This window comes from Kosakonia sp. YIM B13588 (assembly GCF_042788165.1).
Taxonomy (GTDB): Bacteria; Pseudomonadota; Gammaproteobacteria; order Enterobacterales; family Enterobacteriaceae; genus Kosakonia; species Kosakonia sacchari.
In genome coordinates, this window is record NZ_JBHZPO010000008.1 from 86789 (window position 1) to 101810 (window position 15022).

12 protein-coding genes are annotated in these 15022 nt (G+C 54.7%); 6 read left to right on the plus strand and 6 right to left on the minus strand.

The features are described 5' to 3' along the window. The first annotated feature begins 108 nt into the window (after nt 1-108). From carA to folA, 6 genes are all read left to right on the plus strand, one after another. On the plus strand, nt 109-1257 hold the full coding sequence (gene carA / locus ACFX4U_RS14915; RefSeq protein WP_380218362.1) for a glutamine-hydrolyzing carbamoyl-phosphate synthase small subunit: 1149 nt from the start codon (nt 109-111) through the stop codon (nt 1255-1257). Between the two features lie 16 nt (nt 1258-1273). Further along, on the plus strand, nt 1274-4498 hold the full coding sequence (gene carB / locus ACFX4U_RS14920) for a carbamoyl-phosphate synthase large subunit (protein WP_017457886.1): 3225 nt from the start codon (nt 1274-1276) through the stop codon (nt 4496-4498). A gap of 140 nt (nt 4499-4638) precedes the next feature. After that, a complete protein-coding gene (locus ACFX4U_RS14925; protein ID WP_020456507.1) occupies nt 4639-4872 on the plus strand; it encodes a YgdI/YgdR family lipoprotein in 234 nt (77 codons plus the stop codon). A 132-nt stretch (nt 4873-5004) separates the two neighbouring features. Next, complete coding sequence (gene kefF / locus ACFX4U_RS14930; RefSeq protein WP_313510607.1) at nt 5005-5535, plus strand: glutathione-regulated potassium-efflux system oxidoreductase KefF; 531 nt, start codon at nt 5005-5007, stop codon at nt 5533-5535. Then, a complete protein-coding gene (kefC, locus tag ACFX4U_RS14935) occupies nt 5528-7390 on the plus strand; it encodes a glutathione-regulated potassium-efflux system protein KefC (RefSeq protein WP_305737132.1) in 1863 nt (620 codons plus the stop codon). The genes kefF and kefC overlap by 8 nt, the downstream gene beginning before the upstream one ends. A 179-nt stretch (nt 7391-7569) precedes the next feature. Beyond that, entirely contained in the window at nt 7570-8049 is a 480-nt protein-coding gene (gene folA, locus ACFX4U_RS14940) for a type 3 dihydrofolate reductase (RefSeq protein WP_086870466.1), read from the plus strand. A gap of 77 nt (nt 8050-8126) precedes the next feature. Here the strand turns inward: folA and apaH are convergent, their stop codons facing one another. Genes apaH through lptD form a run of 6 tightly spaced genes read right to left on the minus strand, consistent with a single transcriptional unit; the run spans nt 8127 to nt 14847 of the window. After that, complete coding sequence (gene apaH, locus ACFX4U_RS14945) at nt 8127-8975, minus strand: bis(5'-nucleosyl)-tetraphosphatase (symmetrical) ApaH (protein WP_305737130.1); 849 nt, start codon at nt 8973-8975, stop codon at nt 8127-8129. A gap of 4 nt (nt 8976-8979) precedes the next feature. Then, entirely contained in the window at nt 8980-9357 is a 378-nt protein-coding gene (gene apaG, locus ACFX4U_RS14950; RefSeq protein ID WP_313510613.1) for a Co2+/Mg2+ efflux protein ApaG, read from the minus strand. 3 nt (nt 9358-9360) lie between these two features. Continuing rightward, nucleotides 9361-10182, minus strand: a complete 822-nt coding sequence (rsmA, locus tag ACFX4U_RS14955; RefSeq protein ID WP_017457893.1) for a 16S rRNA (adenine(1518)-N(6)/adenine(1519)-N(6))-dimethyltransferase RsmA — start codon at nt 10180-10182, stop codon at nt 9361-9363. Beyond that, nucleotides 10179-11165, minus strand: a complete 987-nt coding sequence (gene pdxA, locus ACFX4U_RS14960) for a 4-hydroxythreonine-4-phosphate dehydrogenase PdxA (protein ID WP_305737129.1) — start codon at nt 11163-11165, stop codon at nt 10179-10181. The genes rsmA and pdxA overlap by 4 nt, the downstream gene beginning before the upstream one ends. Beyond that, a complete protein-coding gene (surA, locus tag ACFX4U_RS14965; protein ID WP_065369319.1) occupies nt 11165-12451 on the minus strand; it encodes a peptidylprolyl isomerase SurA in 1287 nt (428 codons plus the stop codon). The genes pdxA and surA overlap by 1 nt, the downstream gene beginning before the upstream one ends. A gap of 53 nt (nt 12452-12504) precedes the next feature. Continuing rightward, nucleotides 12505-14847, minus strand: a complete 2343-nt coding sequence (lptD, locus tag ACFX4U_RS14970; RefSeq protein WP_313510616.1) for an LPS assembly protein LptD — start codon at nt 14845-14847, stop codon at nt 12505-12507. Between the last annotated feature and the right edge of the window lie 175 nt (nt 14848-15022).

Below are 15022 nucleotides of genomic sequence, written 5' to 3' on the forward strand. Positions count from 1 at the left end.
AATGCCGCCGTTTGCCAAAAATCCACGGCAAGCAAATTTGCATTGATTCAGGCTTTCAATATGAATTAATATGCAAATAAAGTGAGTGAATATTCTCTGGAGGGTGTTTTGATTAAGTCAGCGCTATTGGTTCTGGAAGACGGAACCCAGTTTCACGGTCGGGCCATAGGGGCAACGGGCACGGCGGTTGGGGAAGTCGTTTTCAATACTTCAATGAGCGGTTATCAAGAAATCCTCACTGATCCTTCCTATTCCCGCCAAATCGTTACTCTTACTTATCCTCATATCGGCAATGTCGGCACTAACTCCGCCGACGAAGAATCCTCTCAGGTACATGCGCAAGGTCTGGTCATTCGCGACCTGCCGCTGATTGCCAGCAACTTCCGCAGTACCGAAGACCTCTCTTCTTATCTGAAGCGCCATAACATTGTGGCGATTGCTGATATCGATACCCGTAAGTTGACCCGTCTGCTGCGTGAAAAGGGCGCGCAGAACGGCTGCATTATCGCCGGCGATAATGTTGATGCCACGCTGGCGCTGGAAAAAGCGAAAGCCTTCCCGGGTCTGAACGGCATGGATCTGGCAAAAGAAGTCACAACGGCGGAAACCTACAGCTGGACGCAGGGCAGTTGGACACTGGCGGACGACCTGCCGCCAGCGAAGAGCGAGAGCGAGTTGCCGTATCACGTTGTGGCATACGATTACGGCGCAAAACGCAACATCCTGCGCATGCTGGTAGACAGAGGTTGCCGCCTGACCGTCGTTCCGGCGAAAACCCCGGCGGCGGATGTGCTGAAACTCAATCCGGACGGCATTTTCCTGTCCAACGGCCCAGGCGACCCGGCACCGTGCGATTATGCCATCGAGGCGATTAAAACCTTCCTTGAAACGGATATTCCGGTTTTCGGTATCTGCCTGGGTCATCAACTGCTGGCGCTGGCGAGCGGTGCGAAGACGGTGAAAATGAAGTTTGGCCACCACGGCGGTAACCATCCGGTAAAAGATATCGATAACAATACCGTGATGATCACTGCGCAGAACCACGGTTTTGCGGTTGATGAAGCGTCAATGCCTGCAAACCTGCGCGTAACGCACAAATCCCTGTTCGATGGTACATTGCAAGGCATTCACCGCACCGATAAACCGGCGTTTAGTTTCCAGGGGCACCCGGAAGCGAGCCCAGGCCCGCACGACGCCGCGCCGCTGTTTGACCACTTTATTGAGTTAATCGAGCAGTATCGTAATACCGCCAAATAATCAGGAGAAAAGAGCAATGCCAAAACGTACCGACCTAAAAAGCATCCTGATCCTTGGCGCTGGCCCGATTGTTATCGGCCAGGCATGTGAATTTGACTACTCTGGCGCGCAGGCGTGTAAAGCGCTGCGTGAAGAGGGTTACCGCGTCATTCTGGTGAACTCCAACCCGGCAACCATTATGACCGACCCGGAGATGGCCGATGCGACCTATATCGAGCCGATCCACTGGGAAGTGGTACGCAAAATTATCGAAAAAGAGCGCCCGGATGCGGTTCTGCCGACCATGGGCGGCCAGACCGCGCTGAACTGCGCGCTGGAACTGGAACGCCAGGGCGTGCTGGAAGAGTTTGGCGTCACCATGATTGGCGCGACTGCCGATGCGATTGATAAAGCGGAAGACCGCCGTCGCTTCGACATTGCGATGAAAAAAATCGGCCTCGACACGGCGCGTTCTGGTATCGCGCATACCATGGATGAAGCGCTGGCGGTGGCGGCGGATGTCGGCTATCCGTGCATTATTCGCCCCTCCTTTACCATGGGCGGCACCGGTGGCGGTATCGCGTATAACCGCGAAGAGTTTGAAGAGATTTGCGCCCGCGGGCTGGATCTCTCACCGACTAATGAGCTGCTGATTGATGAGTCGCTGATTGGCTGGAAAGAGTACGAGATGGAAGTGGTGCGTGATAAGAATGACAACTGCATTATTGTCTGCTCGATTGAAAACTTCGACGCCATGGGCATCCACACCGGTGACTCCATCACCGTAGCTCCCGCGCAAACGCTGACCGACAAAGAGTATCAAATCATGCGTAACGCCTCGATGGCGGTACTGCGTGAAATCGGCGTTGAAACTGGCGGCTCTAACGTACAGTTCGCGGTAAACCCGAAAAACGGTCGTCTGATTGTTATCGAAATGAACCCGCGTGTATCGCGTTCTTCGGCGCTGGCGTCGAAAGCGACCGGTTTCCCGATTGCGAAAGTGGCGGCGAAACTGGCGGTGGGTTACACGCTTGATGAGCTGATGAATGATATCACCGGCGGGCGTACCCCGGCCTCGTTCGAACCGTCTATCGACTATGTTGTGACCAAAATTCCGCGCTTCAACTTCGAGAAATTTGTGGGCGCGAATGACCGTCTGACCACGCAGATGAAATCTGTTGGTGAAGTGATGGCGATTGGCCGTACCCAACAAGAATCAATGCAGAAAGCGCTGCGCGGTCTGGAAGTGGGCGCGACCGGTTTCGACCCGAAAGTGAGCCTTGAAGACCCGGAAGCCCTGACGAAAATCCGCCGCGAGCTGAAAGACGCGGGCGCTGAGCGTATCTGGTACATCGCCGATGCGTTCCGTGCGGGCTTGTCTGTTGATGGCGTGTTCAACCTGACCAACATCGACCGCTGGTTCCTGGTGCAAATCGAAGAGCTGGTGCGTCTGGAAGAGCAGGTTGCAAGTGTCGGCATCAACGGTCTCGACGCTGACTTCCTGCGCACTCTGAAGCGTAAAGGTTTTGCTGATGCGCGGCTTGCAACCCTGGTCGGCGTGCGCGAAGCGGAAATCCGCAAACTGCGCGACCAGTACAACCTGCATCCGGTTTATAAGCGTGTGGATACCTGTGCGGCGGAGTTCGCGACCGATACCGCTTACATGTACTCCACTTATGAAGAAGAGTGCGAAGCCAACCCGAACCCGGATCGTGAAAAAATCATGGTGCTCGGCGGCGGGCCAAACCGTATCGGCCAGGGCATTGAGTTCGACTACTGCTGCGTACACGCGTCGCTGGCGCTGCGCGAAGATGGTTACGAGACCATCATGGTCAACTGCAACCCGGAAACCGTGTCGACCGATTACGACACCTCTGACCGTCTCTACTTCGAACCGGTTACTTTCGAAGATGTGCTGGAAATTGTGCGTATCGAAAAACCGAAAGGCGTTATCGTGCAGTACGGCGGGCAAACGCCGCTGAAACTGGCGCGCGCGCTGGAAGCCGCCGGTGTCCCGGTGATTGGCACCAGCCCGGACGCTATCGACCGTGCGGAAGACCGCGAGCGCTTCCAGCATGCGGTTGAACGCCTGAAACTGAAACAGCCTGCTAACGCCACGGTGACGGCGCTGGAGCAGGCGGTTGAAAAAGCGAAAGAGATCACTTACCCGCTGGTGGTGCGCCCTTCTTACGTCCTCGGTGGTCGCGCCATGGAAATCGTCTACGACGAAATCGACCTGCGCCGCTACTTTATGACCGCAGTCAGCGTTTCCAACGATGCACCAGTACTGCTGGACAAGTTCCTCGACGACGCGGTGGAAGTGGATGTCGATGCGATTTGCGACGGCGAAAGCGTGCTGATTGGCGGCATCATGGAGCATATCGAACAGGCGGGCGTGCACTCCGGCGACTCCGCATGTTCGCTGCCTGCTTACACGCTGAGCCAGGAAATCCAGGATGTGATGCGCCAGCAAGTGCAGAAACTGGCGTTTGAATTGCAGGTTCGCGGCCTGATGAACGTGCAGTTTGCAGTGAAAGATAACGAAGTTTATCTGATTGAGGTTAACCCACGTGCCGCGCGTACCGTGCCGTTCGTCTCCAAAGCTACTGGCTTGCCGCTGGCAAAAGTGGCGGCGCGCGTGATGACCGGCAAAACGCTGGCTCAGCAAGGTCACACCAAAGAGATTATTCCGCCGTATTACTCGGTGAAAGAAGTGGTACTGCCGTTTAACAAATTCCCGGGCGTTGACCCGCTGCTGGGGCCGGAAATGCGCTCTACCGGTGAGGTGATGGGCGTGGGACGTACCTTTGCCGAAGCCTTCGCCAAAGCGCAACTGGGCAGTAACTCGACCATGAAGAAACAGGGTCGCGCGCTGCTGTCAGTACGTGAAGGGGATAAAGAGCGCGTGGTGGATCTCGCTGCGAAGCTGCTGAAACAGGGCTTTGAGCTGGATGCGACCCACGGCACGGCGATTGTGCTGGGGGAAGCGGGCATTAACCCACGTCTGGTGAATAAGGTGCATGAAGGTCGTCCGCACATTCAGGATCGTATCAAGAATGGCGAATATACCTACATCATCAACACCACGGCGGGGCGTCAGGCGATTGAGGATTCCAAGCTGATTCGCCGCAGCGCGCTGCAGTATAAAGTGCACTACGACACCACGCTGAACGGCGGCTTTGCTACCGCGATGGCGCTGAATGCAGATGCCACAGAAAAAGTGATTTCCGTGCAGGAAATGCACGCGCAGATTAGCAAATAATCTGCTCCCCTCTCTCCCTTGCGGAGAGAGGGTTCTTTACTCCCCCTTCAGAGTGTTCTGCATTTTCCCCACCGTTCAGTGAGTTAGCCTAAAATGGCTAAACAGACGAATGAAATTCACTGGAAAGCAGGGAGATAACCATGCGAACTAAACTTCTGATGACCTCGATTTTTACGGCTGCAGCACTGTTTACCGTTGCCGGATGTTCCTCCAATCAGGCGGTACGTACCACTGATGGCCGCACCATTGTGACCGACGGCAAACCGCAGGTGGATAAAGACACCGGGCTGGTTTCTTATAAAAATGCAGAAACCGGAAAAACTGAGCAGATTAACCGCGATCAGGTGAAAAACATGAGCGAACTGGATAATTAGTCCCTTCCTCATTTGCGGTAGCTTCGGCTGCCGCATACCTTTCCCTCATTCCCACACAGATTGCCGCTTTTAGCCAGACGATTAACTGACTACACTTTCAAGAAAAAGCGTGTAGTGAAAACAGGTTAATCAATGATCCTCATAATTTATGCCCATCCTTATCCGCAGCATTCGCATGCGAATAAGCGCATGATTGAGCAGGCAGGGACGCTGGAAGACGTTGAAATACGTTCTCTTTACGAACTCTATCCTGACTTCAATATTGACGTCGCCGCCGAGCAGGAGGCGATTTCCCGTGCCGATTTGGTTATCTGGCAACATCCGATGCAGTGGTACAGCGTGCCGCCATTACTCAAACTTTGGCTGGATAAAGTGCTGTCGCATGGCTGGGCGTATGGCCATGGTGGAACGGCGCTACGCGGCAAAAGTGTACTGTGGGCGGTGACGACCGGCGGTGGTGACAACCATTTTGATATTGGATCGCACCCCGGTTTTGATGTGCTTTCCCAGCCGCTACAGGCGACAGCGCTCTACTGCGGGATGAACTGGTTGCCTCCTTTTGCCGTGCACTGCACGTTTATCTGCGACGATGAAACGTTGCAGGCGCAGGCGCGCCATTACAAACAACGTTTACTGGAGTGGCAGGAGGTGCAGCATGGATAGCCATACGTTAATTCAGGCGCTGATCTATCTGGGATCGGCGGCGCTGATCGTGCCGATTGCCATGCGCCTGGGGCTCGGGTCGGTGCTTGGCTATCTTATTGCCGGAGGCATTATTGGTCCGTGGGGATTGCGGCTGGTAACGGACGCGGAATCTATCCTCCATTTTGCGGAAATCGGCGTCGTACTGATGCTGTTTGTGATTGGCCTTGAGTTGGATCCGCAGCGTTTATGGAAACTGCGTGCGTCGGTATTTGGTGGCGGTGCGCTGCAAATGGCCAGCTGCGGATTGTTGCTTGGCGGGTTTTGCGCGCTGCTCGGGTTACCGTGGCCGGTCGCGGTATTAATTGGTCTGACGCTGGCGTTGTCATCCACGGCAATTGCTATGCAGGCAATGAATGAGCGTAACCTGACGGTATCGCAAATGGGGCGCAGCGCTTTTTCCGTGCTGTTGTTCCAGGATATCGCTGCCATCCCGCTGGTGGCGATGATCCCCCTGCTGGCTGCCAGCGGCGGGGCGATGACGCTCAGTGCTTTCGCGCTTTCGGCGCTCAAAGTTGTTGCCGCGCTGACACTGGTGGTGCTGATCGGGCGCTATGTTGCCCGCCCGGCGCTGCGCTTCGTTGCGCGATCCGGTTTACGGGAAGTGTTCTGCGCCGTGGCGCTGTTCCTGGTCTTCGGTTTCGGTTTATTGCTGGAAGAGGCGGGTTTGTCGATGGCGATGGGCGCGTTTCTTGCCGGTGTGTTGCTTGCCAGCTCTGAATATCGCCATGCGCTGGAAAGCGATATTGAGCCCTTTAAAGGTTTGCTGCTCGGGCTGTTTTTTATCGGCGTGGGAATGTCGATCGACTTTGGCACGCTGGTGACGCACCCACTGCGCATCTTATTGCTGCTGGTCGGTTTTTTGGTGATCAAAAGCGTGGTGCTGTGGCTGATTGCTCGCCCGTTACGCGTGCCCGGCAAGCAGCGATTGTGGTTTGCCGCCCTGCTGGGGCAAGGGAGTGAGTTCGCTTTTGTGGTATTTGGCACCGCGCAAACCGCGCAGGTGCTGGATAGCGAATGGGCGAAAGCGTTAACCCTGACGGTCGCGCTGTCGATGGCCGCAACGCCGCTGTTACTGGTGCTGTTGGCCCGTCTTGAAGCATCCGGTAGCCAGCAGGAGCGCGCAGCGGACGAAATCGACGAGGAAGAAGCGCGGGTCATTATTGCCGGGTTCGGACGTTTTGGGCAGATTGCCGGGCGTTTGTTGCTCTCCAGCGGCGTGAAGATGGTGGTTCTGGATCACGATCCCGATCATATTGAAACGCTGCGTAAATTCGGTATGAAGGTGTTTTATGGCGATGCGACACGCGTTGATTTGCTGGAATCTGCTGGTGCCGGGCGTGCAGAAGTATTAATTAATGCCATCGACGATCCGCAGGCCAGCCTACAATTAACGGAGCTGGCGAAAGAGCACTTCCCGGATCTGCGCATTATTGCCCGTGCCCGCGATGTCGATCATTACATTCGCTTGCGCCAGGCGGGTGTTGAGAAACCGGAGCGTGAAACCTTCGAGGCGGCGTTGAAAACGGGAAGGCTGGCGCTGGAAGGTTTGGGGCTTGGTTCATATGAAGCGCGTGAACGCGCCGATCATTTCCGTCGTTTTAACACCTCGATGGTGGAGGAGATGGCGCAGGTGGAAAACGATGCGCAGGCGCGCGCGGCGGTGTTTAAACGCACCAGCGCGATGCTGACGGAAATCATTTCGGAAGACAGAGCGCATCTGTCATTAACCCAGCGCCACGGCTGGCAAGGTACGGAAGAGGGGCGTCATACTGGCGATCCCGCAGACGAACCGGCGGTTAAACCGCAGGCGTAAATCGCCGCTTACGGATAACTCGCTGATTCAACAAGGCTGGAAAGCTGGCGGTGCAGATTCGGGGTGCGGTGCCGCCAGCAGAATAGAAAATTTTCTTATTCTTTACCTCGCGCCCCGTCGACGAAAGATTGCGCTTTCCGTATAGTGGCGACAATTTTTTGGCTTCCAGGAATGAATAAATGATCAGTTTGATTGCGGCGTTGGCAGTGGATCGCGTCATCGGCATGGAGAATGCAATGCCGTGGAACTTACCTGCCGATCTCGCCTGGTTTAAACGCAATACGTTAAACAAGCCGGTAGTAATGGGGCGCCTGACGTGGGAATCCATCGGTCGTCCGCTGCCGGGTCGTAAGAATATCGTGATCAGTAGCCAGCCGGGTACTGACGATCGCGTGCAGTGGGTGAAATCCGTTGATGAAGCGATAGCGCAATGCGGTGACGCTGAAGAGATCATGGTGATTGGCGGTGGTCGTGTTTACGAGCAGTTTCTGCCGAAAGCGCAGCGTTTGTACCTGACGCACATTGATGCGGAAGTGGAAGGTGATACTCATTTCCCGGATTACGATCCGGACGACTGGGATTCCGTGTTCAGTGAGTTCCACGACGCGGACGCGCAGAATTCCCACAGTTACTGTTTTGAGATCCTTGAGCGCCGTTAATTCACTGCGCTACTGCCGTGGTTGCACGGCAACGTTATGTTTCTTCTCTTTCCCCGGCCGAGGCCGGGGAAATTATTTCAGGAGGCGATTGCCTCGCCATCACCCAAATCCATCTGGCGGTTCGACGCTTGCGTGAAGTACTGTTTATCTTCCCAACGCAGGCAGGTCAGCACGCCACCCCAGCAGCAGCCCGTATCCAGCGCGTAGATACCTTCCGGTGTACCTGCGCCTTCGAGTGATGCCCAATGACCAAAGGCGATACTGTATTCTTGCGCCACCGGCCCCGGAATCGAAAACCACGGTTTTAGCGGCGCGGGTGCATGCTCGGGAATATCTTTGCAGTACATATCGAGCTGCCCGTTCGGGAAGCAGTAACGCATGCGCGTAAACGCATTGGTGATAAAGCGCAGGCGGGCAAGGCCGCTGAGCTCAGGAGTCCAGTGGTTCGGCAGATCGCCGTACATGGCGTCGAGAAAGAGCGGATAAGAGTCGCTCGACAGCACCGCCTCAATATCGCGCGCGCAGTGGCGGGTAGTTTCCATATCCCACTGTGGGGTGATCCCGGCGTGCGCCATCACCAGTTTTTTCTCTTCATCGATTTGCAGCAGCGGCTGGCGGCGCAGCCAGTTAATCAACTCGTCGGCATCGTGCGCTTCCAGCAGTGGATTAAGCCTGTCTTTGGGCTTGTTACGGCTGATACCGGCAAAAACGGCAAGCAGGTGCAAATCGTGGTTACCCAGCACGATGCGTACGCTGTCACCGAGTGATTTGACGAAGCGCAATACCTCAAGCGAGCCAGGGCCGCGCGCGACCAGATCGCCCGTGAGCCATAAGGTGTCCTGCTCAGGTGAAAATTCAACCTGTTTTAACAGCGCGACGAGTTCATCGTAGCAACCATGAACGTCACCAATAAGGTATGTAGACATTGTATTAATGGATCAGTGTTGGAACGGCGAGTCGGAAGACCGGGATAGCGAGGCGGAAGGTTTCTCCCTGCGCATCGATCATTTCGTAGTGGCCTTGCATGGTGCCCAGCGGTGTTTCAATCACCGCACCGCTGGTATATTGATATTCGCCGCCTGGCTCAATGTGCGGCTGTACGCCAACCACACCTTCGCCCTGAACTTCCGTTGCGCGGCCATTTCCATTGGTGATAAGCCAGTAGCGCTTGAGCAACTGGACAGGGGTTCGCCCCAGGTTCCGGATGGTAATGGTGTAAGCGAAAACATAGCGTTCATCGTCGGGAGCGGACTGAGACTCGATGTAGATGCTTTGTACCTGAACACAAACTCGGGGCGAATTGATCATATGTTAACTCTCCTTCGGCGGCGCATTCTCAGTCAGATAGTTCGCTAACTGGCAATATTGCGCTACAGAAATATTTTCCGCGCGCATCGCCGGATCGATACCTAACGACGCCAGCACTTCAACGGTAAAGACGTTGCCGAGGCTGTTGCGAATGGTTTTACGACGCTGGTTAAACGCTTCGGTGGTAATGCGGCTCAGCGTGCGGATCTCTTTCACCGGATGCGGTAATTGAGCGTGCGGCACCAGACGAACCACGGCAGAATCCACCTTTGGCGGTGGCGCAAACGCGGTGGGCGGCACTTCCAGCACCGGAATAATCTGGCAGTAGTACTGCGCCATCACGCTTAATCGACCATACGCCTTACTGTTTGGCCCTGCAACCAGGCGATTCACCACCTCTTTTTGCAGCATAAAGTGCATGTCGGCAATGGCATCAGTATAGCTAAACAGATGGAACATCAACGGCGTGGAGATGTTATACGGTAGGTTGCCGAAAACACGCAGCGGCTGACCAATCGTTTTTGAGAGTTCGCCAAAATCCATAGTCATTGCATCTTGCTGATAAATTGTCAGTTTTGGTGCAAGGAACGGATGGGTTTGCAGGCGGGCAGCCAGATCGCGGTCAAGCTCGATGACCGTTAATTTATCCAGACGTTCGCCCACCGGTTCGGTGAGCGCGCCAAGGCCTGGGCCGATTTCGACCATAGCCTGACCCTTTTGCGGGTTGATGGCCGAGACAATGCTGTCGATCACGAACTGGTCGTGGAGAAAGTTTTGCCCGAAGCGTTTGCGGGCTAAGTGGCCCTGATGGACGCGAGTATTCATTGAGTATTAACAATCATTTTGATGGCGAGATTAAGCGCCGTAATAAAACTGCCGACATCCGCTGTTCCTTTGCCCGCGAGTTCAAGCGCGGTACCGTGGTCGACGGATGTACGAATAAAGGGTAAACCGAGGGTGATGTTCACACCGCGGCCAAAGCCCTGGTATTTTAGCACGGGCAGACCCTGATCGTGGTACATCGCCAGTACGGCGTCGGCATTATCAAGGTATTTGGGCTGGAAAAGCGTGTCGGCAGGCAGCGGACCGCTTAAATTCATACCCTGCGCGCGCATTTCATTGAGCACCGGAATGATGGTATCAATCTCTTCCGTCCCCATATGACCACCTTCACCGGCATGCGGATTCAGGCCGCAGACCAGAATATGCGGTTGGGGGATACCGAACTTCTGTTGCAGATCCGTGTGCAGAATGCCGATCACTTCCCGCAGCAAATCAGGCGTAATAGCGTCGGCCACGGCTTTGATGGGCAAGTGTGTGGTCGCCAGCGCCACGCGTAGCTCTTCGGTTGCCAGCATCATCACCACTTTGGCGGCGTGAGAGCGCTCTTCGAAAAACTCCGTGTGCCCGGTAAACGGTGTTCCTGAATCGTTGATCACCCCTTTATGTACCGGGCCGGTAATCAGCGCGGTAAATTCGCCACTCAGGCAGCCATCGCAGGCGCGGGCAAGCGTTTCAACAACATAAGAACCGTTAAGCGTATTGAGTACGCCAGCGGTGACGGGCGTATGCAGAGGAACAGGCAACAGCGTTAATGTGCCTGCCTGTTGCGGTACTGCGGCGGCCGTTGGATCGTAACCGCGCAGTTGAAGTGGCAGACCGAGCCGCGAGGCCCGGTCGGTCAGCAGCGTTGCGTCTGCACAGATAACCAGTTCAACCGGCCAGTCGCGTTGGGCGAGTTGCACTACCAGATCCGGGCCAATCCCGGCGGGTTCGCCGGGAGTGATAACGACACGCTGTGTTTTCATTAGTTACTCAGAATTTTGACATAGGCGCTGGCGCGCTGTTCCTGCATCCAGGTTGCCGCTTCTTCAGAGAACTTACGGTTCATCAGCATGCGATAGGCTCTGTCTTTTTGCGCCGCGTCGGTTTTATCGACGTTACGGCTATCCAGCATTTCGATCAGGTGCCAGCCAAAGGAGGAGTGAACCGGGCCACTCATCTGGCCGCGTTTCAGCTTCATCAGCGCATCGCGGAAGGCCGGATCGTAAATATCCGCAGACGCCCAGCCGAGATCGCCGCCCTGGTTTGCAGAGCCCGGATCCTGTGAGAACTCTTTAGCCGCGTTAGCAAAAGTGGTTTTGCCACTCTTAATATCGGCTGCGATCTGTTCCAGTTTCACGCGTGCTTGATCGTCGCTCATGATCGGCGAAGGCTTCAGCAGGATATGGCGGGCATGAACTTCCGTCACGGAGATGCTCTGCGTCTGACCGCGAAGATCGTTCACTTTCAGGATATGGAAGCCAACACCCGAGCGGATTGGGCCAATCACATCGCCTTTTTTCGCCGTGCTCAGTGCCTGAGCAAAGATGCTCGGAAGCTCCTGGATTCGGCCCCAGCCCATCTGGCCGCCTTTCAGCGCTTGCTGATCGGCAGAGTAAGTGATGGCCAGTTTGCCAAAATCGCCGCCATTGCGAGCTTGTTCCACAATTGAACGCGCCTGGCTTTCCGCTTCGTTAACTTGATCGGAAGTTGGGTTTTCCGGCAGTGGAACCAGAATGTGGCTCAGATTCAGCTCGGTGCTGGCATCATTCTGGTTGCCCACCTGCTGCGCCAGGGCTTCGACTTCCTGTGGCAGCACCGTCACGCGACGGCGCACTTCGCTGTTACGTACTTCGGAGATAATCATCTCTTTGCGGATCTGATTACGGTAGGTGCTGAAATTCACTCCGTCGTAGGCCAGACGGCTACGCATCTGATCCATCGTCATATTGTTTTGTTTGGCAATGTCGGCGATGGCGGCGTCGAGTTGTTCGTCAGTCACTTTGACGCCCATTTTCGTGCCCATCTGCAAAATGATTTGATCCATGATCAGACGTTCAAGGATCTGATGGCGCAGAGTTGCGTCGTCCGGTAACTGCTGCCCCGCCTGGCCTGCATTGGCCTTCACGGATTGCATCAAACCATCAACGTCACTTTCCAGCACCACGCCGTTATTGACCACGGCGGCGACTTTATCTACAACCTGAGGCGCGGCGAAACTGGTATTCGCAACCATAGCGATACCGAGAAGCAGCGTTTTCCAGTTCTTCATACCTTTTCCATTTCAATTAACCGCAATGCGGATTACGTTGCAAATCAAACAGATCACAGTGAGCTACGGTACGGCAGAATGTTTGAACGCAGCATTTGTTGCGTCCCCAGACCGTAGTTGGAGCTCAGGCCACGCAGCTCAATGTTGAAACCGATGACTTTGTCATATTTGCTTTGTTCATTTTCCCAGCCGTTGATTTTGCGCTCATAGCCAACGCGAATCGCATAACAGCAGGAGTTATATTGCAGCCCCACCATCTGATCGGCAGGTTTACTGGTATTGGTATCGAAATAATACGCACCAACGATGGACCAGCGGTCCGCAATCGGCCAGCTTCCTGCCGCACCTACCTGCGAAATACCATCTTTATACTGTGCTGCGGTTGCATAGTTTGGCAGCGTAGCCTGAATGTATTCCGGGCTGGCATAACGGTAGCTCAATTGCAGCATACGGTCTTCATCGCGGCGATACTCCAGCGACGAGCTGCTGTTAGCGATATTATTCAGACGGGTGTCATACTGCACTCCGCCACGCAGACCCCAACGATCGGAGATACGCCAGTACGTATCGCCTGCCCACACCAGCGAACCTGTTTTGTTGTCTTTCTCCCAGTTAATGTTGTCATCACCGGTACGGGACTCGGTGAAATAGTAGATTTGACCAACAGAAACGTTAAAACGTTCAACCGCCGCTTCATCATAAATGCGGGTTGTGACGCCGGTAGTCACCTGGTTTGCTGACGCGATACGGTCCAGACCGCCATAAGTGCGATCGCGGAACAGCCCGCTGTAGTCGGATTGCAGCAGCGAGGAGTCGTAGTTGTTGATGTGGCTCTGATCGCGATACGGCACATACAGATACTGAGCGCGTGGCTCCAGCGTCTGGGTGTAGCCCTCCGCCCAGTTCATATCGCGCTCAAACACCAGTTTCCCGTCCGTTTTAAATTGCGGCATAACGCGGCTAACGGACTCTTTGTAGTTGGTGCTGTTACTGGTGTTGTAAGCATCGAGGTTACTTTGCTGGTAGTGGGTCGCCAGCATTTTCACTTCGGTGTTCAGGCTGCTCCAGGCGTTAGAAACGGGCAGACTGAGCGTGGGTTCCAGATGCACACGGGTCGCTTCCGGACGGCTGGCGTTGGTATTGGTAAATTTCACCGCCTGGCCGTACATACGGAAATCAAACGGACCCAGATCGTTGTGATACCAGTTAACATCCACCTGCGGCAAGGCAGAATAGGAGTTGCTGTTCAGACGGTTAAACACCTGGAACTGCTTCGTTGAAACGGTGGCGTTAAAGTTTTCTACACCATAGCCTACCCGGAATATCTGTGTAGCATAACCATCTGTACTAGAACCATATTTTGACGAGAAGTCGTTAAAATAATGTGGGTCACTCACTTTCGTATAGTTAGCGCTGAAACGCCAAACTTGATCCATTACCCCGGCATGTTGCCAGTAAAACAGCCAGCGATGACGCTCCCCTTCGCTAGGGTACTCATCCTGGAACACTTTGTCTGAAGGCAGGTAATCGAGTTCAACAATACCTGCACCAGCCTGCGTCAGATAACGGAATTCATTTTCCCATTGCACGTTGCCACGCTTATGGATGTAGTGCGGCGTGATCGTCGCATCCATATTCGGGGCAATGTTCCAGTAGTACGGCAGATAGAACTCGAAATAGTTCGTCGTGCTGTACTTGGCATTGGGGATCAGGAAACCTGAACGGCGCTTGTCACCGATGGGCAACTGCAAATACGGACTATAGAACACCGGCACCGGGCCGAGCTTAAAGCGCGCATTCCAGATTTCTGCAACCTGCTCCTGGCGATCCTGAATAACTTCGCTGCCGACTACGCTCCAGGTGTTTGACCCAGGCAGGCAGGAGGTAAACATCCCATTGTCCAGAATGGTGTAGCGGTTTTGTCCACGCTGTTTCATCAGATCGGCGGTACCGCGACCCTGACGACCCACCATCTGGTAATCACCTTGCCAGACGTTGGTATCTTTGGTGTTCAGGTTTGACCAACCTTTAGGACCTTTCAGGATGACCTGGTTATCGTCATAGTGCACATTACCGAGTGCATCCACTGTGCGAACCGGGTCCGTCTGACCTTCCGGCTGCTGCTGATGAAGCTGCACCTCATCGGCCTGCAAACGGCTATTTCCCTGATTAATATCGACATTGCCGGTAAAAACGGCATCGTCAGGGTAGTTGCCTTTTGCGTGATCGGCATTGATTGTCACCGGCAAATTATTGGTGTCGCCCTGTACCAGGGGGCGGTTGTAGCTGGGAACGCCAAGCATACACTGCGAGGCAAGATCGGCTGCCATCCCCTGCTGGCTGTAAAGGGCGGAGCCAATCATGGTGGCCAGGAGGGTGGGGATACGTTTTTTCATACGTTGTATTTGTTGTTCCGTCATCTGTGGCTTTACGCTGGCAAACGGTCTGAGACTAACTTACTCGCCTTTGCAACGCTAGTTTTAATCCTGCCCGCGTTCGAGCCAGGGGGAGAAGACTGCGCCTGTGCATGGCATAGAATGACGGGTATGATAAAGCAAATTTTAGCCGACG